Origin of the sequence: Peribacillus sp. NPDC101480, from assembly GCF_050277335.1 — a bacterium.
In the GTDB taxonomy this organism is placed as follows: domain Bacteria; phylum Bacillota; class Bacilli; order Bacillales; family DSM-1321; genus Peribacillus.
In genome coordinates, this window is the sequence record NZ_JBNNSB010000001.1 from 1205886 (window position 1) to 1226733 (window position 20848).

Annotated in this window: 19 protein-coding genes; 15 read left to right on the forward strand and 4 right to left on the reverse strand. The window is 40.9% G+C overall.

The annotated features are described in order from the left end of the window. Positions 1 to 22 precede the first annotated feature (22 nt). The 11 genes from panD to ACQKMF_RS06105 all read left to right on the forward strand — a co-directional run bounded on the left by panD (position 23) and on the right by ACQKMF_RS06105 (position 12151). Entirely contained in the window at positions 23 to 406 is a 384-nt protein-coding gene (panD, locus tag ACQKMF_RS06055) for an aspartate 1-decarboxylase (RefSeq protein WP_402938112.1), read from the forward strand. 161 nt (positions 407 to 567) lie between these two features. Further along, positions 568 to 3348 (forward strand): ATP-dependent DNA helicase DinG, encoded by a 2781-nt coding sequence (dinG, locus tag ACQKMF_RS06060; protein WP_402938109.1) that lies wholly within the window; start codon positions 568 to 570, stop codon positions 3346 to 3348. A gap of 155 nt (positions 3349 to 3503) precedes the next feature. Beyond that, positions 3504 to 3674: a YpmA family protein gene (locus tag ACQKMF_RS06065; RefSeq protein WP_064505144.1), complete on the forward strand. Its 171-nt coding sequence runs from the start codon at positions 3504 to 3506 to the stop codon at positions 3672 to 3674. Positions 3675 to 3692: 18 nt separating this feature from the next. Continuing rightward, entirely contained in the window at positions 3693 to 4169 is a 477-nt protein-coding gene (locus ACQKMF_RS06070; protein ID WP_063233239.1) for a DUF5590 domain-containing protein, read from the forward strand. A gap of 19 nt (positions 4170 to 4188) precedes the next feature. Further along, a complete protein-coding gene (locus ACQKMF_RS06075; protein ID WP_230176941.1) occupies positions 4189 to 5373 on the forward strand; it encodes a pyridoxal phosphate-dependent aminotransferase in 1185 nt (394 codons plus the stop codon). Between the two features lie 225 nt (positions 5374 to 5598). Beyond that, positions 5599 to 6276: a GntR family transcriptional regulator gene (locus tag ACQKMF_RS06080; RefSeq protein ID WP_230176940.1), complete on the forward strand. Its 678-nt coding sequence runs from the start codon at positions 5599 to 5601 to the stop codon at positions 6274 to 6276. A 108-nt stretch (positions 6277 to 6384) separates the two neighbouring features. Further along, the gene (gene hpaI, locus ACQKMF_RS06085) at positions 6385 to 7302 is read left to right on the forward strand and encodes a 2,4-dihydroxyhept-2-ene-1,7-dioic acid aldolase (RefSeq protein ID WP_101222392.1); all 918 of its coding nucleotides are present in this window, start codon (positions 6385 to 6387) and stop codon (positions 7300 to 7302) included. A gap of 79 nt (positions 7303 to 7381) precedes the next feature. After that, entirely contained in the window at positions 7382 to 8896 is a 1515-nt protein-coding gene (gene hpaE, locus ACQKMF_RS06090; RefSeq protein WP_402938099.1) for a 5-carboxymethyl-2-hydroxymuconate semialdehyde dehydrogenase, read from the forward strand. Between the two features lie 29 nt (positions 8897 to 8925). Continuing rightward, positions 8926 to 9909, forward strand: a complete 984-nt coding sequence (gene hpaD / locus ACQKMF_RS06095; protein ID WP_101222390.1) for a 3,4-dihydroxyphenylacetate 2,3-dioxygenase — start codon at positions 8926 to 8928, stop codon at positions 9907 to 9909. A 334-nt stretch (positions 9910 to 10243) separates the two neighbouring features. Next, positions 10244 to 10582: a DUF485 domain-containing protein gene (locus tag ACQKMF_RS06100; RefSeq protein WP_101222389.1), complete on the forward strand. Its 339-nt coding sequence runs from the start codon at positions 10244 to 10246 to the stop codon at positions 10580 to 10582. A 3-nt stretch (positions 10583 to 10585) separates the two neighbouring features. After that, a complete protein-coding gene (locus ACQKMF_RS06105) occupies positions 10586 to 12151 on the forward strand; it encodes a solute symporter family protein (RefSeq protein WP_402938095.1) in 1566 nt (521 codons plus the stop codon). Positions 12152 to 12318: 167 nt separating this feature from the next. Here the strand turns inward: ACQKMF_RS06105 and ACQKMF_RS06110 are convergent, their stop codons facing one another. Next, on the reverse strand, positions 12319 to 13188 hold the full coding sequence (locus ACQKMF_RS06110) for a LysR family transcriptional regulator (protein ID WP_402938092.1): 870 nt from the start codon (positions 13186 to 13188) through the stop codon (positions 12319 to 12321). A 162-nt stretch (positions 13189 to 13350) separates the two neighbouring features. Between ACQKMF_RS06110 and hpaB the strand changes: the two genes are divergently transcribed. Further along, the gene (gene hpaB / locus ACQKMF_RS06115; protein WP_260358983.1) at positions 13351 to 14823 is read left to right on the forward strand and encodes a 4-hydroxyphenylacetate 3-monooxygenase, oxygenase component; all 1473 of its coding nucleotides are present in this window, start codon (positions 13351 to 13353) and stop codon (positions 14821 to 14823) included. 78 nt (positions 14824 to 14901) lie between these two features. Here the strand turns inward: hpaB and ACQKMF_RS06120 are convergent, their stop codons facing one another. The 3 genes from ACQKMF_RS06120 to ACQKMF_RS06130 are packed head-to-tail and all read right to left on the reverse strand — an operon-like array spanning position 14902 to position 16879. Next, positions 14902 to 15288, reverse strand: coding sequence for a 5-carboxymethyl-2-hydroxymuconate Delta-isomerase (locus tag ACQKMF_RS06120; RefSeq protein WP_402938088.1), 387 nt, complete (start codon positions 15286 to 15288; stop codon positions 14902 to 14904). 17 nt (positions 15289 to 15305) lie between these two features. Next, entirely contained in the window at positions 15306 to 16094 is a 789-nt protein-coding gene (locus tag ACQKMF_RS06125; protein ID WP_260358982.1) for a fumarylacetoacetate hydrolase family protein, read from the reverse strand. Next, complete coding sequence (locus tag ACQKMF_RS06130) at positions 16091 to 16879, reverse strand: fumarylacetoacetate hydrolase family protein (protein WP_402938083.1); 789 nt, start codon at positions 16877 to 16879, stop codon at positions 16091 to 16093. Before ACQKMF_RS06130 ends, ACQKMF_RS06125 begins: the two co-directional genes overlap by 4 nt. 205 nt (positions 16880 to 17084) lie before the next feature. On the opposite strand from ACQKMF_RS06130, the gene ACQKMF_RS06135 reads away from it, so the two are divergent. The 3 genes from ACQKMF_RS06135 to ACQKMF_RS06145 all read left to right on the forward strand — a co-directional run bounded on the left by ACQKMF_RS06135 (position 17085) and on the right by ACQKMF_RS06145 (position 20618). Continuing rightward, complete coding sequence (locus tag ACQKMF_RS06135; RefSeq protein ID WP_402938079.1) at positions 17085 to 18617, forward strand: 4-hydroxyphenylacetate 3-hydroxylase family protein; 1533 nt, start codon at positions 17085 to 17087, stop codon at positions 18615 to 18617. 152 nt (positions 18618 to 18769) lie between these two features. Continuing rightward, positions 18770 to 19033 (forward strand): XylR N-terminal domain-containing protein, encoded by a 264-nt coding sequence (locus ACQKMF_RS06140; RefSeq protein ID WP_427572153.1) that lies wholly within the window; start codon positions 18770 to 18772, stop codon positions 19031 to 19033. A gap of 22 nt (positions 19034 to 19055) precedes the next feature. Next, positions 19056 to 20618, forward strand: a complete 1563-nt coding sequence (locus ACQKMF_RS06145) for a helix-turn-helix domain-containing protein (protein ID WP_427572155.1) — start codon at positions 19056 to 19058, stop codon at positions 20616 to 20618. The last annotated feature ends 230 nt before the right edge of the window (positions 20619 to 20848 follow it).

Here is a 20848-nt window from a genome sequence, read left to right on the forward strand (position 1 = left end):
ATGAAAATCAGGGGGTATTGAGATGTTTCGAACGATGATGAATGGAAAAATCCACCGTGCAAGGGTTACTGAGGCTAATTTGAACTATGTAGGCAGCATTACGATTGATGAAGATATAATTGATGCGGTGGGTATTCTGCCTAATGAAAAAGTCGCCATCGTGAATAATAATAATGGTGCACGACTTGAAACGTATGTGATTGCGGGAGAACGGGGCAGCGGTGTCGTGTGTTTGAACGGAGCGGCAGCAAGACTGGTGCAGCCGGATGATATCGTGATAATCATTTCTTATGTGATGGTTTCAGAGGATAAACTGGGGGAGCATAAACCAAAAGTTGCGATCATGGATGAAAATAACAAAATCATTGATCTGATTTCAAACGAACCTGCAGCTACTGTCATGTAAGCGGAGGGCCGGCACAATATGCATGGATCATGCATACAGGTGCCGGCCCTTTTCGTCCGTTGATGAACCGCTTGTTTCCTTTATTACGATTATTATGGTATAAAAAAGATAAGAGAATTCCATCAGGAAGTGGAGAAAGTGAAGTTTGAGGTGTACAATTCATGATGCAACGATATGTAGTGGTCGATTTGGAAACAACAGGGAATTCTCCGAAAAAAGGGGATAGGATTATTCAATTTGCTGGCGTGGTCATCGAAAATGACCAAATTGTGGATGAATACTCCACATATATCCACCCTGGACAGGAAATTTCCTTGTTTATTGAAGAGTTGACCGGAATAAGCAACGAGACGGTAAAAAATGCACCTGACTTTGAAGATGTTGCAGGAAATATTGCCCGGCTTATAGAAGGGGCTTGTTTTGTTGCCCATAATGTATTATTTGATTTATCTTTTCTACAGGAAGAACTAGTACGATGCGGGTTTGAGTCGTTTTATGGTTCCACCCTTGATACAGTGGAGTTAGCGAAAATATTAAAACCAACATCCGATGGATATAAGCTGCACCAGCTGGCTAAAGAAGAAAATCTAGATCATTCCAGGCCCCATCAAGCGGATAGTGATGCATATGCGACCGCTTTATTATTATTGGAATTGAAAAAAAAGCTGATGAATCTTCCAGTGATGACACTTAAACAGTTATATCGATTATCATATTCCTTACAAAGTGAGATTTCCGAATTGATAGATGCTTGCATTGCAAGCAAACTTGCTAAAGCAGAAGTCCATTCACCTGATCTTATTACTTATAGGGGCCTTGCATTTAAAAAGGCCGAAGACGAAGGTGATCAAAAAGACACGGGGGCGGAATTTCCGCTTGATGATGAGAAAAAAATAGCCATGCTTCAAAGTGCATACCCTGCCTTTGAAGCAAGAAGCGGACAACTTGATATGATGAACATGATTCACCATTCCTTCGAATCCAGCCAGGATGCAATCATTGAAGCTGGGACAGGTATTGGGAAATCCATAGGCTATCTGCTTCCGGCCGTCTATTTTGCAAAAAAACATCATAAACCTGTCGTCGTTTCAACATACACGCTTCAGCTACAGGATCAACTTCTTCAAAATGAGGTTCCCAAGCTTAAAAAAATACTTCCCTTTACCTTTCAAGCTGTTTTGCTAAAGGGGAGAAGTAATTATTTGAGCTTGGCAAAGTTTGAAAGGGCATTGCGTGAGAAGGAAGATAATTATGAAACGGCATTAACGAAAATGCAGATATTGGTTTGGCTTACCGAAACCTTAACAGGCGATAAAGATGAATTGAATCTTACAAGCGGCGGTCAGCTATTTTGGAATCGGCTGCAAAGTGATGGTCTTACATACGCCGGATTAAAACAGCCCTGGCTTGAATTGGATTTTTTTGAACGGGCAAAAAGAACAGCCGCCAAGGCGGATATCATCATTACTAACCATTCATTTTTAATGACGGATCTGCTTACAGAAGATGCCTTGATTCCAAAAAAAGGGTATTTGATACTCGATGAAGCACACCATTTGGAACAGGCAGCATCTAAACAGCTTGGGAGCAGGCTAAATTACATTTCGGTGAAGACGGTTTTAAACAGACTAGGGACATCAGATCAAAAGCAATTATTATATAAATTGGGCAGGATGCTCATAAATAATGGACTGGCCGAGGGGAAGTCCACGCATGAATTAGATCAAAAGCTTAGTGATTTTTCATATGAATTCGAACAGCTTTTTTATTACATTTCCAATCAGGCGGAAAAACTTTCACGTTCCATGAGTCCGAAACGGCTTTCATTCAAGATAGATGATGGAAGATGGGGTAAGGCGATTCTGGTCGCTGAGCGATTGGTGGATTTATTAGGATACATCATCACGGAGTTAGAGAAAAGATTGGCCCTTTTATTGAATAATGAGTCCCCATTAGGAAAAAATTCATTATTTCATTTGAATGATATCGAGGTGCTGCTTGGACATTTACAGGATACCAGGGACTCCTTGCATGAATTCTTCATCAAGCCGCATGAAGAAAATATTTATTGGCTTGATTATACGAATGCAGCACCCCAGCATGGGGTGACTTTGACGGTTCAGCCGATTGCAGGAAGCAAACGGTTATGGGATTCCTATTTCGGACGCCAAAAAAGTGTGGTCATGACATCGGCAACCCTCGTTGTGAAAGATTCTTTTACGTATTTTAAAGAACAACTCGGTTTAGAGAATGAACCGATGCAGACAGCAAGTTTTCCTTCTCCCTTTCCTTATAAGGAACTCGTAAAGGTACTGGTTCCAAATGATCTACCAGATATCAATTGCTTATCGGTGGAGGAATTCTCCGAAACCGCGGCAAACCATATTATTGCTGCCGCTCAAGCAGCGAAAGGGAGGATGATGGTATTATTCACCTCGCATGAAATGCTGCGGGCGACCTATAATTCCATCAAAGACAGTGGGGTTCTGGATGAGTTCACCCTGTTTGCACAAGGGATTTCTGGCGGAAGCCGGATGAGGCTGCTCAGGAATTTCCAAAACTTCGAGAAAGCAGTCCTGTTTGGGACAACCAGCCTATGGGAAGGCGTCGATATCCCAGGCGAGGATTTATCTTGTTTAATCATTGTCAGGCTGCCATTTTCGCCACCGGATGAACCAGTGACAGCAGCAAAATGTCAACTTCTCGAGAAGCAAGGGCGTAATCCTTTCTCTGCTTATTCTTTACCTGAGGCCCTGTTAAGGTTCCGGCAAGGATTCGGCAGGCTTATACGGACGCCAGAAGATAAAGGGGTTTTGGTTATACTTGATCGCCGCATAATCACTGCCAAATACGGACCTGAATTTCAAAAGGCCATTCCCGAAGTGAACTGGCACCAAGCCTCAATAACAGAAATGGCTGAAATGATAGAGAAGTGGATTTAAAGAATCTTTAGATATTTCATTAATCTAAAATGGATTTTTATGAATTTATAAAGAAAAATAACCTTTGAACTGGTATAATGTGATAGGTGGTAAAGCCTTCAAATCCTATTCATACCAGTGGTTGTTGACAATTTATTAAAATGGAGGGGCGTCTCATGGAAAGTAAAATCGAAGTAATTTCAACAGTCAGGTTGCAACATTCTCCTGATCTGTATAAAATTGTGGATTCCTTGAACCGAACATTGAAAAAAGATGATTTAATGTTCGGTCTGGCATTGGATTCCGAAGATCAAGAAAAAGCGATATTTACAATTTATCGTACATAGAAAGAGGGAAAAGCAGCTTTGAAAAAATGGTTGATTATTGCTTCCATCCTGGTCCTTTGTTTTATCGGATTTGTCAGCGGGGCATATATTAAAGCGTTGCAGCCTAAAAAAGAGGCTGGTAATGAGGCTTTTAAAAAGGCGAAGGAAGAGGGCGGCCTTGTGACCATGGAAGAATTCTACCTTTATAATGGGCAGGATTCATACTCCGTCATCATTGGTAAGGGAGAAAAAGGGACTAAAAAAATAGTCTGGCTTCCTGAGGACAAGAAGAAAGAAATAGTAGTGGAAAACTATAAAGATGGTAAATCAAAAAAAGAGATTTTAAACATTGTCAAAGAAAAGCTTAATCCCCAAAAAATCATTTCGGTTAAGCTAGGCATGGAAAAAAACGTTCCGCTTTGGGAAGTAACGTATCTTGATGAATCCGAGCGTTTTAACTATGACTATTATGATTTTAAAACTGGGGAATGGCTAAAGTATTATCGAAGCATTTAGAATGGAGGATTAATTTAATATGAAATTAGCGAACCGGGTTCAGTCATTAACGCCATCAACAACATTGGCCATTACGGCAAAAGCAAAGGAGCTTAAGGCCCAAGGTCTGGATATAATTGGTTTGGGTGCTGGTGAACCAGACTATAATACACCCCAACATATCATAGATGCAGCACTTCTATCCATGAATGAAGGTCAAACTAAATACACGCCATCCGCTGGTCTGCCGAAGCTAAAAGAAGCAATTGCGGCTAAATTGAAGCGTGATCAAGGCTTGGATTACAAACCGTCTGAAATTGTAGTTGGCTCAGGTGCAAAGCACTCGCTTTACACATTGTTTCAAGCTATCCTGGACGAAGAAGATGAAGTCATTGTCCCGATACCATATTGGGTGAGCTATCCTGAGCAAATCAAGCTTGCTGACGGAAAGCCGGTTTATGTAGTCGGTACGGAAGAAAATCAATATAAAATCACTAAAGAACAATTAGAACAAGCAATTACCGAAAAAACGAAAGCGGTTATCATCAACTCGCCAAGCAATCCAACGGGCATGCTTTACTCCAGGGAAGAATTGGCGGCTATCGGGGAAGTTTGCCTGGCTCATGATATCTTGATCGTTTCCGACGAAATTTACGAAAAATTGGTATATGGAAATGCTAAACATACATCCATTGCAGAGATTTCACCTGAATTGAAAAAGCAAACGATCATCATCAATGGTGTTTCTAAATCGCATTCGATGACTGGCTGGAGAATAGGTTATGCAGCCGGTGATGAGTCCATCATTAAAGCAATGGCGAACCTTGCCAGCCATAGCACATCAAATCCTACCACAACTGCTCAATATGGTGCGATTGCGGCTTATGAAGGTACGCAGGAGCCTGTTGAGGAAATGCGTCAGGCATTTGAAGGCCGTTTGAATAAGATATATGATAAATTGGTTGAAATTCCAGGCGTAAGCTGCATTAAACCACAAGGGGCATTTTATTTATTCCCGAACGTTAAACGTGCAGTTGAATTAACAGGGTACAGCAATGTCGAAGATTTTACGACTGCGTTGCTGGAAGAAGCTCAAGTGGCTGTTATTCCAGGTTCAGGGTTCGGTGCACCTGATAACATCAGACTCTCTTATGCAACTTCACTGGAGCTGCTGGAAGCAGCAGTTGAAAGAATACATTCATTCGTTAAATCAAAAATGGCATAATTTTTTAATAACCTGCAGACTACCTGGCTACATCAGTGTCTGCAGGTTATTTTAGTTGAATTATATCTATGGCACAGGAAAAGGTGGATTACTGATCTCCCTTTTTATCAATTGAGTTTTTGTCCCATTAAGTCCTGCAGAGAAACAGTACATTAAGAAAAAATCATATATGATTTTTAATAAAAATCGGTTGCAATCATATATGATTTCATATATGATGAAAATATGGAAGAGAAAAACAAAATACCCAGCAAAAAGCAAATAGCTTATGAGCACCTTCGTAAATTAATTTTGGATGGAACATATGGTTCTGGACAGCGAATCATTATCGATCAAACGGCAAAAGAACTTAGTCTAAGTCCGATTCCTGTCAGGGAAGCGATCAGACAACTGGAATCCGACGGCCTTATTCAATATAAGCCTTATAGTGGAGCAGTGGTTACAAGCATTAATGAGAGCGAATACATTGAAACTCTTTCAGTTCTATCTTTGCTTGAAGGATATGCAGCTGCCCTTAGTTCTTTAACGATGAAAGATGATGATTTTGAAAATCTGATTAATTTAAACAAGGAAATGGAAAAAGCCCTCCATAACTTTGAATTAGAGCTGTTTGGTAAGTTAAACGAATGTTTCCATGAGGAAATTTATGAAAAGTGCGGAAATTCCTTTTTGAAGGAGGAAATTAAACAGGCTCAACAAAGAATGAATAGAGTCAGAAAGTCCATGTTCACCATGGTACCGCAACGCGCAGTCCAATCGATTCGCGAACATGAAAGCATCATAAAGCTTTTAAAGGAAAAAGCATCTTTTGAAGAAATTGAATCTCTGGTGAGAAAGCATAAACTGAATGCCATCAATACATTCAAGCAGAGGTCGGAAACTAATCACGATCAGGCACTTTGATGACCCAGGCCTTGTTTTATAATAGTCGATCGATTATTCATAAAAGCAAGGTCGATTTTTTCGTTTAATTATTCCGAATATTCAAATAACGAAAGGGCGGTAGAAAAAATGTACGAGGAAATCAAAAGTCGTTTAAGAGGATCCATAGCTCCAATTATCACTCCATTTGATGACAAGATGGAAGTGGATGTAAAGGCCATTGAAAATCTAGTAAACTGGCATATTGAAAGCGGTTCCCATGGAATCTCGGTATGCGGGACTACCGGCGAGCCGAGTTCTCTAACGATTGAGGAACGGGAATTAGTGATGGAAACGGCAATCAAAGCAGCAAAAGCACGTGTTCCGGTTGCACCAGGTACTGGATCTGCCAATCAGAAAGAAACATTGCATTTGACTAAAAGGGCACAGGAAATGGGGGCTGATGCTGCTTTAGTCATCGTTCCTTATTACAATAAGCCGAATCAGCAGGCACTTTACAATCACTTTAAGACGGTGGCCGATTCCGTTGATATCCCGCTTATCGTTTATAACATTCCCGGAAGAACGGCAACGAATTTGGAAGTTAAGACATTGGCACGCCTTGCTGAAGATTGTGAAAATATAATTGGCGTAAAGGAATCTAATAAAGATTTTGAACATGTGAACCGTGTCTTATTGAATTGCGGAAGGGATTTTCTCTTATATTCTGGCATCGAATTATTATGCTATCCGATGCTGGCTATTGGAGGAGCAGGACATATTAGTGCTACAGCTAATATCACTCCTAAAGAAGTGGCTGAAATTTATAACCATTGGGTGGAGGGTGATGTGGAAAAGGCACTTGACCTCCATTACAAATTAATGCCATTGAATGATGTTTTGTTTAAAGAAACCAATCCAGGACCATTAAAAGCTGCGATGGGGATGATGGGGAAAATCAATCCTGCATTACGGCCGCCGATGGGACCGCCTTCGGAACCGTTGGAAAAAGAACTGCGTGAAACCCTTCAATCATACGGTTTGATTGACCAAAAAATCCAGTCATAATTGCTAGATTGGGAAGATTGCACAAATCCAAACGATTATTGTCATCTTCCTGAATTAATTTTTAAAGGAGGATTTATTCATGCAAACTTTTCCGGTGCAAGATGTCAAGCATTACATCAATGGTCAATTTGTTGATGGAATCTCAGGAAAAACATTTGAAAATCTAGGCCCTTTTAATAATCAAGCAATCAATAATGTGGCAGAAGGATTTAAAGAGGATATTGATCAAGCGGTAGCCGCCGCAAGAGCTGCATTCGATAACGGTCCATGGAGAACGATGAAAGTGGAAGAAAGATTGAAGTACATTAATAGGATTGCTGATTTAATTGAAGAGAATGCCGAAGAAATTTCCTTTTTGGAATCCCTTGATACAGGGTTGCCGATTAGCCAGACAAAAAAACAGGCGGCAAGGGGAGCGGAGAATTTCCGTTTTTATTCTGAAATGGTGAAAAGCAGGCTGATAGGGGAGTCGTATCAAGTGGATGACACTTTCATCAATTATACGATTCATAAATCGATAGGAGTCGCAGGATTAATCACTCCTTGGAATGCGCCTTTCATGTTAGAAACCTGGAAGATCGCCCCGGCTCTGGCTACAGGTAATACATGTGTCCTTAAACCGGCGGAGTGGTCTCCATTGACTGCCAATAAATTAGCACAAATCATTGACCAATCCGGTCTGCCAAAGGGCGTATTCAATATCGTTCACGGTTTTGGGGAGACAGCTGGGGCGTCCTTGGTTGCCCATCCAGAGGTCCAATTGATATCCTTTACCGGAGAAACGACAACTGGCGCTGAAATCATTAAAAATGGTGCGGATACGATGAAACGTTTTTCCATGGAACTCGGAGGTAAATCACCAGCCGTCATTTTTGAAGATGCCGATCTGGAAAAGGCCCTGGATTCGGTGGTTTGGGGAATCTATTCATTCAATGGGGAGCGATGCACAGCCAATTCCAGATTATTTGTCCATGAATCGATAATAGACCAGTTCGTTGCAGAATTGAAGGAACGTGTTCATAGTATCAAAATTGGAAACCCAATGGATCCAGAAACGGAAATCGGACCGCTGATCCATCGTGACCACTTTAATAATGTCTCCCGTTATCTGGATATAGCAAAAGATGAAGGGGCTGAAATTGTAAGCGGTGCGATACCAAGTGCGTTCAACGAAGGGAATTATATTGCCCCGACGCTTCTCTTGAACTGTACAAATGATATGACGGTAGCACAAGAAGAGATTTTTGGACCAGTCATGGCAGTCATTCCTTTCAAGACCGAAGAGGAAGTACTGAGAATGGCTAATGATGTAAAGTATGGGCTTGCTGCATATGTATGGACAAATGATATGAAACGGGGACATAGGTTTGCTCAAGCTGTCGATAGTGGGATGGTATGGGTGAATTCCCAAAACGTAAGGGATTTGCGGATACCGTTTGGAGGATCGAAATATAGTGGGGTAGGACGTGAAGGTGGCCATTATAGCTTTGAATTCTATACGGAAACACAAGTTATCCACGTAGCAATTGGAGAACATCACATTCCCAAATTTGGGGACATAAAACGAAATGCCGTTTCTTCTGCTGAAAAATAATCGGGTGTCATAAAGAAGGGGAGAATACAATGAATTTTTCTATTATTCGTGTTGCGAGAACGATACTTAATGTAACGGATTTAGATAAATCAAGAGCCTTTTATGTGGATGCTTTAGGTTTTATTGAAACGGAAAGAACGAATGATCACATATATTTACGTGGTTTAGAGGAAGCGCATCATCACTCGCTTATCTTGCAAAAGGCAGAAAAGCCAAGCGTTGAAGCGATAGGATACAAGGTTGAAAAAGAGGAAGACCTTGAAGAATTGGAATCTTTCTTCCTGTCCAAGGGAATGAAAATGAAGTGGATGAAGGAAGGAACACAGCATGCACTAGGCAAGTCGCTCCGAGTTCAGGATATTTCAGGATTGCCAATCGAGTTTTTCAGCAAAATGGATAAAGCAGAGAGATTGCTGCAAAGATTCGATATGCATAGGGGGTCAAGGGTCCAAAGGATCGATCATGTGAATTGTAATGTAACAAATGTCCAAAAAGCCTATGATTTTTATGTGAAAGAATTAGGTTTTGCCTGCTCGGAAGATACAGTGGATGAGTCGGGCCAATTATGGGCTACGTGGCTACATAGAAAGCAAACCGTCCATGACCAGGCATTCATGAACGGAATCGGTCCAAGACTTCATCATGTAGGCTTCTTTCTGCCTGACCCCCTTGCAATTATCCATGCCTGTGATGTACTGGCATCACTTGGATATGCACAGTCCATCGAACGCGGACCAGGAAGGCATGGCCTATCCAATGCATTCTTCCTATATTTAAGAGACCCGGACGGTCACAGAATCGAATTATACAATGGGGATTACTTAACATCTGACCCTGATATCGAACCGATTCATTGGGATTTGAATGATCCAAGACGCCAGACATTTTGGGGAGCAAAAGCCCCGGATTCATGGTTTGATGAGGCTTCTGCTGTCCTTGATATAATATCAGGTGAAGAAGTTCCTCTTAAAGAACCGATTCTGGCAAAAAGCAAGCCTGAATTCATCATCTGAAAAAAGCGGGATTCAGGATGAATGATCGAGTGTTTCGGCAAAAACATACATTGACCGCACATTGTCATTGATAGGGCGCAAGCTAAGTCTATTGCGAAAGTGCAAGCCTTCTATAAGATATAGTCTGGGACAGGGCAGCAGGGGAACTAACTGCTGCCCTGTCTGTATGTTTCACCGGTTAGACAAAATGCGTTCGGAAAGCTTAGGGATGGGCTTAGCCCTTCTTGTGCAGATGAGTTGTTTGGGTTTTTGGAAAAGATTTGGCAATGGAAAGGCTCAATACTAGTTATAGTACCGTCCTTTGAAAAATAAATATCAGAAGAGGTGTGAAGAGATGGTTCGGTTGGAAAAAAACCTTCAAGAATCGGAACAAACTAATCTAGTGGATTATGAAAGGATTGTTGCTTCCAAAGAGTTTCAGAATATGCTTTCCGATAAAAAGAAATTCGTCATCCCTTTTACGATATTCTTTATGGGATATTCCCTGCTTTTGCCCTTCTTAGTTTTTTACACTGATATCCTGGATCACCCTTTCATTGGAGACATAACATGGGCGTGGGTGTACGGTGTCTCCATCACGGTTATGTCTGTATGGGTTTGCAGCGTATATGTAAGGAAATCCGAAAGAATCGATGAACAAATAAAAGAAATCATCGAGAAAGAAGGGCTTTGAATCATGAATTGGACAGTTATTATTCTTTTTGCACTAATGTCGATAGGCACCCTTTTCATTACGTATTTCGCTTCCAAAAAAACTAAAACGGCAGGCTCTTTTTATACGGCTGGGGGCGGTTTGACAGCTAGGCAAAATGGACTTGCATTGGCCGGGGATTTTATGTCGGCTTCCACATTTTTAGGGTTGATTGGAGCATTTTCCTTAACGGGGTATGATGGATTTTTCCTGATGTACGGAGCACTTGTTTCATTCCTTGTTGTATTATTCCTGGTGGCTGAACCTTTAAGGAACTTAGGGAAATACACATTGGCTGATATGGTGACTACAAGGTTTAAATATAAACAGGTCCGGGGAGTGACCGCTTTTAATACCTTGGTGATATCAGTCATGTACATGCTGGGTCAACTTGTTGCGGCAGGTGCTTTATTTAAATTGCTTTTAGACATCCCGTATAATACCTCTGTCATTATCGTAGGTCTTGTAATGTTGGTATTTGTACTATTTGGGGGGATGACGGCGACGAGCTGGGTGCAGATCATTAAAGCAATCCTGCTGATTGGCGGCGTGTTTATATTATTTATGATCGTCATGTGGAAGTTGAATTTTAGTTTCATCGGAATTTTCACGGAAATGAAAACAGCGACACCCATGGGAGCAGCTTACCTGAAGGCAGGTATTAAATATGCCAGTGGGTGGGATGCAGCTTCCTTGTCCCTGGGCCTAATTCTGGGAACGGCAGGTCTACCGCACATTTTAATACGTTTTCTGACTGTCCCGAATGCACAAGTGGCAAGGAAGTCGGTTGTTTGGGTGATGTGGATTATGGGTGCTTTTCATATCATGGTCATTTTTCTCGGATTCGGTGCTGCGAAGTTGGTTGGAACATCGAATATCATGACCGCTAATCCAGCGGGTAACATGGCTGCACCATTATTGGCCCAACTTGTGGGCGGGGACATCTTATTCGCCTTTATTGCGGCCGTTTCCTTTGCAACGATACTGGCAGTTGTTGCGGGAATCGTTTTAACAGGTGCTACGGCATTTTCACATGATTTTTACAATGAAATTTTAAAAGATGGAAAAGCAACGGAAAAACAGCAAATGACGATGGCTAGATGGGCGTCCATTGGTGTGACTGCACTTGCAATCGTTTTATCATTAGGTCTGCAGGAATTCAATGTAGCGTTTCTGGCATCGATTGCTTTTACATTGGCAGCCAGTTCGAATTTGCCGGTCATCCTTCTCACCATCTATTGGAAAAAATTCAATAAAACCGGTGCAATGGTCGGTATGATGACAGGTCTTTTTGGTACACTTTTGCTCGTGGCCTTAAGTCCAAATGTCTGGAACCCGGTTCCCGGAGCCACCATAATGACAGGTGACCCGATTTTCCCTTTGAATTCACCAGGAATCGTTTCCATTCCTCTTGGGTTCCTCGCATGCTATTTAGGTTCCCTGTTCAGTAACCGCAGGACAGATTTGGAAACGGTTACAAAAGACAATTATAATGAAATCCTCGTAAAGTCCAATACGGGTCATGATGTTAAGGGTGTTTTGCGACATTGAATGATATGCATATAAATAAAGTGCAGCTCATCGAACTTGTGAATCGATTTTTAAAAGCAGCCATCTAGGTTGCTTTTTTTCTTTTCAATGGAATAGAAATTCCAACCAACACCATAGATTATTAGAAAAGGTGCAAATGAAATGAAGATTTAAGGATAACTGGCCATTCATTCGGAAAAAGTTTCTAGAAATTTGACGGCGCCTTTGGAAAGATAGCGTTCTTCGAGCCAAATAAGCGCGGCTTCGGATTGTACTTCACAATCTATCAATTCGACTATATTTATACCCTGGGTTGAAAACGAATTGGATGTGGTACGTGGCATGATGGTAGCTCCTATTCCTTCCTTCACTAAAGATAATATCATTGCAGCATCAGGACATTCACATACAATCGTAGGTTCAAATCCATGTCTGAAGCACTCATCCACTATAAGCTCATATGTACCTTGACCGCTTACCCTATGCAGCAACAAGAGGGGAACTTCCTTGATTTGTTTAAATTCGATGAAGTCTGGGATATCCCAATCATGTGGGGTGACAAGTACAAAATCTTCCGGTGGAAGGTTAACCGACGAAAACTGATTACCATTAATTGGGAGTCGTACGATGGCCAACTCGATTTCCCTGTTTATTAAGCCTTCCGTTAAACGGAACGTATCACCTTCCATTAACTTGAATCGTATATCAGGGTATTTTACTCTAAAGGTTCTCATCCTTTGCGGAATGTAAGAAAAGCAGGTTTTTACAGACCCTATGGAAAGAGTGCCCTTTACCCCTTTACTGACTTCCTTCACTTCCAGAAGTGTTTCTTCAAACTGATTCAATAGAGCTTCAGCTTTTTTATATAAAACCTGACCAGTCTCAGTGAGTTTAAGTTTCTTTCCATTCCGATCGAAAAGTTTTTCACCAATTTCCATTTCCATCAATTTAAGTTGCTGGCTAAGAGGCGGTTGAGCCATATGTAATTTTTTTGCAGCTTTGGTTACTTGTTCTTCCTGAACGATTGTCACAAAATATTTTAACTGCCGGATGTCCATTTTATACACCTCATACATATGATTTACATATACATTTTGAATTTTTAAAGTATTTTATATATATCATAACACATGGTATATTTTGTTATATAAATTAATTCAATATTTGGAATTTTAATTGTAAGCGCTTCATTTATATCGATTTTAAAGGGGGATGCAAGCATGCCGGCTAAAACAGGTAAAGAATATATCGATAGGGTAGACAAAGCAAAGGCGAATGTATGGATCAATGGAGAGCAAGTAAAAGATAAGATCAGTCAACACCCAGCTTTTAAAGGGGTCATGAAAACACAGGCTGAATTATATGATTTGCAGCATGATTCCGCGAAAAATGACATCATGACTTATATTTCACCAACTTCAAACGAAAGAGTAGGGACCTCATTCATGCAGCCGCGGACAAAGGAAGACCTTGAAAAAAGGAGGAAGATGTTTCAAGAATGGGCAAGGCATAATAATGGAATGATGGGACGTTCCCCTGACTATATCAACAGTGGGATGATGGCGTACGGTACTGCAGCGGATATGTTCGGCACTCAGGATTCGGCATTTTCAAAAAATATGAAGGATTATTATGAGCTCTGCCGGGAAAAGGATTTGTCGTTGACACATACCTTGATTCAACCACAGGTTAATAGGGGAGTTAGTGCCGCAAAGCTTCCGGACCCTTACATCGCTGCAAGAATTGCTGGCAAGAATTCAGAAGGGCTTATTATAAAGGGAGCCAGATTATTAGCTACACAAGGAGGAATAACGGATGAAATCATGGTTTTCCCTTCGACATTGCTAAAACAATCAGAAGAAGAAAACCCTTATGCATTCGCATTCTCCATTCCAAATAATACACCGGGGTTGAAATTCATCTGTCGTGAATCATTCGACTATGGCAAATCACATTTTGACCATCCACTTGGTTCACGATTTGAGGAGATGGATACGATTATCGTTTTTGATGATGTAGTCGTTCCTTGGAATCGGGTATTTGCATATGGGGATGTCGGCATTTGCAACCAGGCATATAATGAAAGCAATGCAGTTGTTCATATGACCCATCAGGTGGTATCGAAGAATATCGCCAAAACTGAGTTCATTCTGGGGATTTTGCAACTTATGGCGGAAACCATCAATATCGGGCAATACCAGCATGTTCAGGAGAAAATATCGGAAGTCATCATGGCGCTTGAAACGCTAAAGGCTTTCATAACAGCTTCGGAGGCAAACGCGAAATTGGATAAATGGGGAATGATGACACCTGATTTTACACCATTAAACATTGCCCGTAATTATTATCCGAAGATTTACCCTAGATTCAGTGAAATAATGCAGCTTCTTGGAGCTAGCGGCTTAATGGCGATTCCAAATGAAGCCGATTTCAATTCGGAGCTTCGACCGGATTTGGATAAATATCTTCAAGCCGCGAATGGTGGAGCATATGACAGGGTCAAATTGTATCGTCTCGCATGGGATGTATGCATGAGTTCATTTGGATCCAGGCAAACGCTGTACGAAAGATTCTTTTTTGGAGATCCGGTCCGTATGGCGAGCGCTTTATATAACGGCTATGATAAACAGGAATATGTGGATCGTGTCAAGGAGTTCTTGAACCGTACTGAAAACCTTGCAGAAATCAACTGAGCGCGGCAGCAGTGGCAAAACATAATGATTTAAAGGCCTCCCCAATGAAGGGGGAGGCCTTTAAATATGAAATCTTGTTCATTTATGATATCGATCATGGATATTATTCTTTTTATATGTGCCAAAATTACTGAATTCCGTAAGTTCCATGGAGAGTGCAAGATATCTTTTTGAAAAGAGGGATGCCAAATGAGATTCCATCGTTTCGAATAGATGGTCACATACTTTGGTTTTATCACCGTCCTGGCGTCCAGCGCCAATTTTTAGGATGGCATGAACAAAGGCATCATCCTCTGTACCATCGGCAACACGATAATGCTTCAATTCAATGGCCCGGGATCGAATGCCGCCAATTGGAAAGATGGAAGGGTAAGATATCAGGACATCATTCACCTTCTTTAATAAGCCATCAATCTGGATTTCATCTTTGATATTATCCGTATATTCAATAATTATATGAGGCATGTGATTAGTCCCTTCCGTTAATTATGGATTTTTAGATGCGGCCGATCCCCGCCTTCAGTAAATGCATCGTCACCTACTATTGTGCTGACGAGTTTCCCGATTCCTTCAATTTCAGTGATGATTTCATCGCCTACAGCGGTATCCGCCAATCCTTCAGGTGTGCCTGTCAAAATGATATCGCCTGGACTCAATGTCATGAAGCTGCTGAAATATTCAATTAAATCAGCAATGCCGAAAATCATGTCTTTCGTGTTGCCTTGCTGAGTCAATTTTCCGTTGACGTAAGTTTTGATGGCAAGGTTCGAAGGATCTGGAATATCTTCGGCATCGACTAGCCAAGGTCCAATGGGGGTGCAGGTATCGCGATTTTTGACCTTTAAGTTTGGTCGGTAGTAATTCTCCAGATAATCACGTATTGCATAATCATTTGCAATCGTATATCCACTTACATACTTATAGGCTTCTTCCTTTTTTATGTTTTTCGCCTTTTTACCTATGACGACTGCAAGTTCACATTCATAATGCATATAAGCTGCATCAGCAGGCCGCCTTGTCTGCCCACGGTGGCCGATAAAGGTATTGGGACCTTTTAAGAACGCAAGGGGTTCTTCCGGGGCTTTAAAAGCAAGCTCCTTCGCATGGTCTGCATAATTCAGGCCAAGCGCGAAGACAGTTCGTGGTTCCACCGGGGGAAGCCAGACAACATCCTGCTCATTGACAATCCGTCCATCCGCCAATTTGAGCTGGCCATAATATTCACTTGCTGGATGTACGGCACCTGCATAGGCTACACGTGCTCTCTTCATAAAATCCCCTCCAGTGATAGTTTTTCCTCGGAAATGATAGTATTTTCCAAATGCCCGATTTCGTCTATTTCTATTCTGACATGATCATTGGCTTTTGCCAGCGGTGCATTCTCTGGAACTCCAACTAGAAGGACGTCACCCGTACTCAAAGTCATGAAGTCTGTTACATCCTCAATAAGGCGGGATATGGAGCGAATTAGATTTGAAGTTGAATTTTCTTGCTTTAGCTCTCCATTTATATATACACGGATTCCTAAAGAATCGGGGCTGGATATCGATTCCTTGGATACGACCCATGGACCGATCGGGCAAAATCCATCACGGGCTTTATGGCGGATAGCAGGACGGAAAACACTTTCATGTGGAACGCTAATATCATTGGCGATCGTAAAACCTTCTATATAATCCAATGCATGTTCTTTCTTGACTCTTGTAGCCGTTTTACCGATTACAATTCCCAGTGCGGCCCCGATTTCCAATTCAGGTATGCCGTTTGGAAGGGGAACTGGATTTGAAAAAGAAGAAAACGTGTTTCTAGGTTTAATATATAGGATCGGCCCTTTAGGAGGTTCATTATAAGGAGGATGGTCGATCTTTCCCTTCAATGCTTCCAATGATCCTTTATAGTTTAATAATGTTCCATATACCGTTCCTGAAATAGGGTTATCCAAATTGATTTGTGATACCTCATACTTATCACCGTTCATTAATATATAGCGGTTCGACAGTATTTCCATTTCTTCCGAATAATCTGACTTTTTGAGTTTCACTCTTGCTTTTGCCATGGACACTCACCCCTTGATTTTATTAATAATCATATATGATATCGTATATGATTTTTTGTTTAAGTTCAACATATTTAGATTATTCAGTAAAATCAGACAAAAAATGTTAGAAAAAAGAGGGGTTTCAACAGAAAAATGCCTTGAACATTTAGTTAGTATAAAGCTAGAAATCTAAATTGAAAGATTGTGAATGGGGGATGTTCCGATGATGAATGGCAAAGAGTATTTAGAAAGTTTACGAGACGGAAGAACGGTATTCTTGAACGGCGATAAGGTAGATGATGTTACGACACACCCAGCATATCGCAATTCTGCAAGGTCAATTGCCCAACTATATGATGCTCTCCATGATCCGGTTAGTGCTCGGATTTTAACGGCTAAGACAGATGAAGGCCATACTACCCATAAGTTCTTCAAGGCTTCAAAGAACGCAAAAGAGCTGCTTGAAGCAAGGGATGCCATAGCAGAATGGTCAAAATTGAGCTATGGTTTCATGGGTCGTACCCCTGATTACAAAGCTGCTTTTACAGGGTCATTGGGACCGTATAGCGATTTTTATAAGGGATTTGAAGATAATGCGAAAAGATGGTATGAAAAAACCACAAAGGACGTTCCCTTCTGTAACCACACAATTATAAATCCGGCAATGGACAGGAATAAACCGCTACATGAAAATAAAGAGGTATTTGTACGTACGGTGGAAGAGCGGGATGATGGAATAATCGTAAGTGGAGCTAAAATGGTTGGAACTTCAGCAGCACTTACGAATTATAATTTTGTCGCGAATTATTCTCCTGTCGATCTTGGGGAAGGGGATAGAAGCCATGCATTGATTTTCTTTGTGCCGATGAATGCGCCGGGATTAAAAATGATCAGCAGACAGTCTTTTGAAGAAACGGCTGCGAGGACAGGCACTCCTTTCGATTACCCGCTTTCTAGTCGGTTCGACGAGAATGAAGCAGTCATCGTCCTTGATCATGTATTCATCCCATGGGAGAATGTATTCGCCTATAATAATGTGGAAATTGCCAATGGATTTAGATCCAAGACTGGGTGGATGAACCGATATACATTTCATGGCTGTACACGCTATGCGGTGAAATTGGACTTTATGGCTGGGCTTCTGATGAAGGCTACGGAGATGGCAGGAACGAATCAATTTAGGGGAGTACAAGCCAACATCGGGGAAGTGCTTGCTTACAGGAATATGTTTTGGGCAATCTCGACAGCGATGGCTACAGATCCGATGGTAGGGCCGTATGGCACTGTTCTGCCCAATAGCACATACGCAACTGCATATAGGGTGTTTGCACCTATGGTATGGCCAAAGGTAAAACAGATATTTGAACAGGTTGTAGCAGGTAATCTCATTCAACTCCCATCAAGCTCCAAGGATTTTTTAAACCCTGAGGTCCGTCCGTATCTCGAAAAATATTATAAGGGTTCTGGCGGGGTTTCGGCAGTGGAAAGGGTAAAACTGATGAAACTTATATGGGATTCCATCGGAACTGAATTTGGTGGCAGGAATGAATTATATGAAATCAATTATGCGGGTAACCATGAAAATATTAGGCTGGAAACCATGAAAATGGCAGATTCAAATGGACAATCAGATAAATTCAAAGCTTTTGTGGACTTGGCAATGGACGATTATGACCTTCATGGCTGGACAAACGATAAGTGGATAAATGAAGATGAAGGCATTGATGCTGATTTGATCCGGCTCCGAACGAATTAATCTGAGTAGAAAAACGTGAAAAAGAATGGTTTGTATCGGACTCCCACCGGCTTTTCCACCACTGCATGATATGAATGCGTTTACATTTTTATCTTGATAGGTAAGGTGTGGAAAAAGTATAATATTATGTAAAAGGAAAGCCGTGGGGAATCATGACGAATCTTTTGAATCTTAAGAATGATGAAGGGGAAATTCATTTAAATGATGAGAGGATGATCCTGACTTCCTCTTCAATTTTCGGTACCCTAAGAAAAGACTTGATCGAGAATATTGGATTTGAAAGAATGAAGTCTTTTTTAATACGTTATGGCTGGAATATCGGAGTCAATGATGCTAAAAAGGGATTTGTCAACGGTAAAGGAAATACTGAGGCAAGGTCCAATCTTACATATGCTGCAGGGTTATACAAAAGTTAATACTACGAACCTGGAATTATCAATGGATAATCAAACGGATGTACACTCTGTAAAGGTGGAAGGGGTTTGGGTGAATTCCTATGAGGCAGAGGAACATATCACCCAGATAGGCATTGCGGAAAAGCCAGTCTGTTATACATTGACGGGTTATGCAAGTGGATTTTATTCGACGGTCTGCGGTCACGAAGTGATTTTTAAAGAAAGTGCCTGTAAGGGAGCAGGGCAATCAGAGTGTAGATACGAAGGTAAATCGATACATTTATGGGGCCTGGAGATTCAAGATGAGTTGAAATATTATAAAACCAAACCGATTGTACAAGAGCTTGCCGTAACATATGAAAAGCTGCTGGAGGAACGCAATAGTTTATCAAAAGTGATGGATATTCATAATTTGCTGACAGAGGAGTTAATTAACGGAAGAAGCCTTCAATCGATAGTGAGGATGGTTTATCAGAAAACGAAAATTCCTTTGTTGATGGAGAATTTCAATAGCAATCAGGTTTATCATGCTGGGTTTCACATAGGGAAGGTAAGGGAAGTCAGGAATCAGCTCAAACTGATGAGGGAAAATGGTCCTGCCACATTGGAGACCGGAAGAATCGTAAAAGATGGGATGGAGCTGCTTTATACTCCCATAACGTTACAAAATAAAACTTACGGCTATTGTGTTTTTGCGCAATCGGATCCGGTTGAAGGAAAAACGAACCTGGAAATCAATCGAATGATTCTTGAAAGGGTTTCCATGACCGGTTCCTTATTCCTCTTAAATGAGAAAAGCAGTTTTGAAGCCCTTGAAAGGGTAAAAGGTTTATTTCTTGAACAAATATTAAATGGAGAGTTTGCTTCCAGAGAAGAAATAATTAAAAAAAGCATGTATTTAGACGCTTCATTGGATCATCCTTTCACCATTGCGTTGCTTGGCTATGGTTTTTCCTCCGATCGGGGGACAGCGAATGACTATTTCATTCAGCAGAAAATCATCGAAGAGATTTATAGTTTCTTTAAAAAGCGGAATCAAGTTGTCTTAACAGCCTTAAGGGATGGTAATATCGTATTGCTTATACCGCTGAGTCCGGGAACTGAATATCAGCTTCGCACCAAGGAATGCATCAATCACTTATATACTGTTTTTAGCGGATATAACTTTAAAATGGGTCTTAGCACAATAAGTGATGAATTGGAACGGGCTCACGAGGTTTTTCAAGAAGCTTTAACCGCATTGAATATGAATGAAGGAACTCGGGATATTATCAAATTTGAAGAAGTAGATCTGCTATCCATTTTAATGCATACGGGGAGTACTCCAGCGGTACTAAAAAAGGCAGAGAAAATGCTGGCTCCTTTATTAATGAAAGATGACCCAAAAATGAAGGAATTATTGAAAACGCTTTATGTATTCCTGCAATGTGGTGGAAATCTTGAATGCAGTATGAAAGAATTGAACATTTCAATGAGTGGTTTACGGTATCGGATCAAAAGACTTGAAGAGCTGCTTTCCTGCCAAATAAGAAATCCTAAAAGTGCTTTTCAATTATATGCATCATTTGAAACTTTGTTGAAGGCGAAAATGATTACCATTGGTTGATAGGATTCAATCCCTTGTTGAAAATGGAAATGTTGAATGATACATATACCAAGATGACTTTACTGTAATGAGCTTTGGGCGATAGTGAAAAATAATCTACCATATAATCTGGCGGGTATGCTCCAAACATAATAAGAGTGATAGAAAAGGCATGGAAGTTCTACTTCAATTGATTTATTTGCTTGTAAGCAGGGCTATGGGTATAATAAGTAGAGTAAATTCCTTAGTAA

What these genes read in the sequence shown, in the direction of transcription:
- panD (WP_402938112.1), top strand. Translation starts at nt 23, where the DNA reads ATGTTTCGAACGATGATGAATGGAAAAATCCACCGTGCAAGGGTTACT.
- dinG (WP_402938109.1), top strand. Translation starts at nt 568, where the DNA reads ATGATGCAACGATATGTAGTGGTCGATTTGGAAACAACAGGGAATTCT.
- ACQKMF_RS06065 (WP_064505144.1), top strand. Translation starts at nt 3,504, where the DNA reads ATGGAAAGTAAAATCGAAGTAATTTCAACAGTCAGGTTGCAACATTCT.
- ACQKMF_RS06075 (WP_230176941.1), top strand. Translation starts at nt 4,189, where the DNA reads ATGAAATTAGCGAACCGGGTTCAGTCATTAACGCCATCAACAACATTG.
- ACQKMF_RS06080 (WP_230176940.1), top strand. Translation starts at nt 5,599, where the DNA reads ATGGAAGAGAAAAACAAAATACCCAGCAAAAAGCAAATAGCTTATGAG.
- hpaI (WP_101222392.1), top strand. Translation starts at nt 6,385, where the DNA reads ATGTACGAGGAAATCAAAAGTCGTTTAAGAGGATCCATAGCTCCAATT.
- hpaE (WP_402938099.1), top strand. Translation starts at nt 7,382, where the DNA reads ATGCAAACTTTTCCGGTGCAAGATGTCAAGCATTACATCAATGGTCAA.
- hpaD (WP_101222390.1), top strand. Translation starts at nt 8,926, where the DNA reads ATGAATTTTTCTATTATTCGTGTTGCGAGAACGATACTTAATGTAACG.
- ACQKMF_RS06100 (WP_101222389.1), top strand. Translation starts at nt 10,244, where the DNA reads ATGGTTCGGTTGGAAAAAAACCTTCAAGAATCGGAACAAACTAATCTA.
- ACQKMF_RS06105 (WP_402938095.1), top strand. Translation starts at nt 10,586, where the DNA reads ATGAATTGGACAGTTATTATTCTTTTTGCACTAATGTCGATAGGCACC.
- ACQKMF_RS06110 (WP_402938092.1), bottom strand. Translation starts at nt 13,188, where the DNA reads ATGGACATCCGGCAGTTAAAATATTTTGTGACAATCGTTCAGGAAGAA.
- hpaB (WP_260358983.1), top strand. Translation starts at nt 13,351, where the DNA reads ATGCCGGCTAAAACAGGTAAAGAATATATCGATAGGGTAGACAAAGCA.
- ACQKMF_RS06120 (WP_402938088.1), bottom strand. Translation starts at nt 15,288, where the DNA reads ATGCCTCATATAATTATTGAATATACGGATAATATCAAAGATGAAATC.
- ACQKMF_RS06125 (WP_260358982.1), bottom strand. Translation starts at nt 16,094, where the DNA reads ATGAAGAGAGCACGTGTAGCCTATGCAGGTGCCGTACATCCAGCAAGT.
- ACQKMF_RS06130 (WP_402938083.1), bottom strand. Translation starts at nt 16,879, where the DNA reads ATGGCAAAAGCAAGAGTGAAACTCAAAAAGTCAGATTATTCGGAAGAA.
- ACQKMF_RS06135 (WP_402938079.1), top strand. Translation starts at nt 17,085, where the DNA reads ATGATGAATGGCAAAGAGTATTTAGAAAGTTTACGAGACGGAAGAACG.
- ACQKMF_RS06140 (WP_427572153.1), top strand. Translation starts at nt 18,770, where the DNA reads ATGACGAATCTTTTGAATCTTAAGAATGATGAAGGGGAAATTCATTTA.
- ACQKMF_RS06145 (WP_427572155.1), top strand. Translation starts at nt 19,056, where the DNA reads ATGGATAATCAAACGGATGTACACTCTGTAAAGGTGGAAGGGGTTTGG.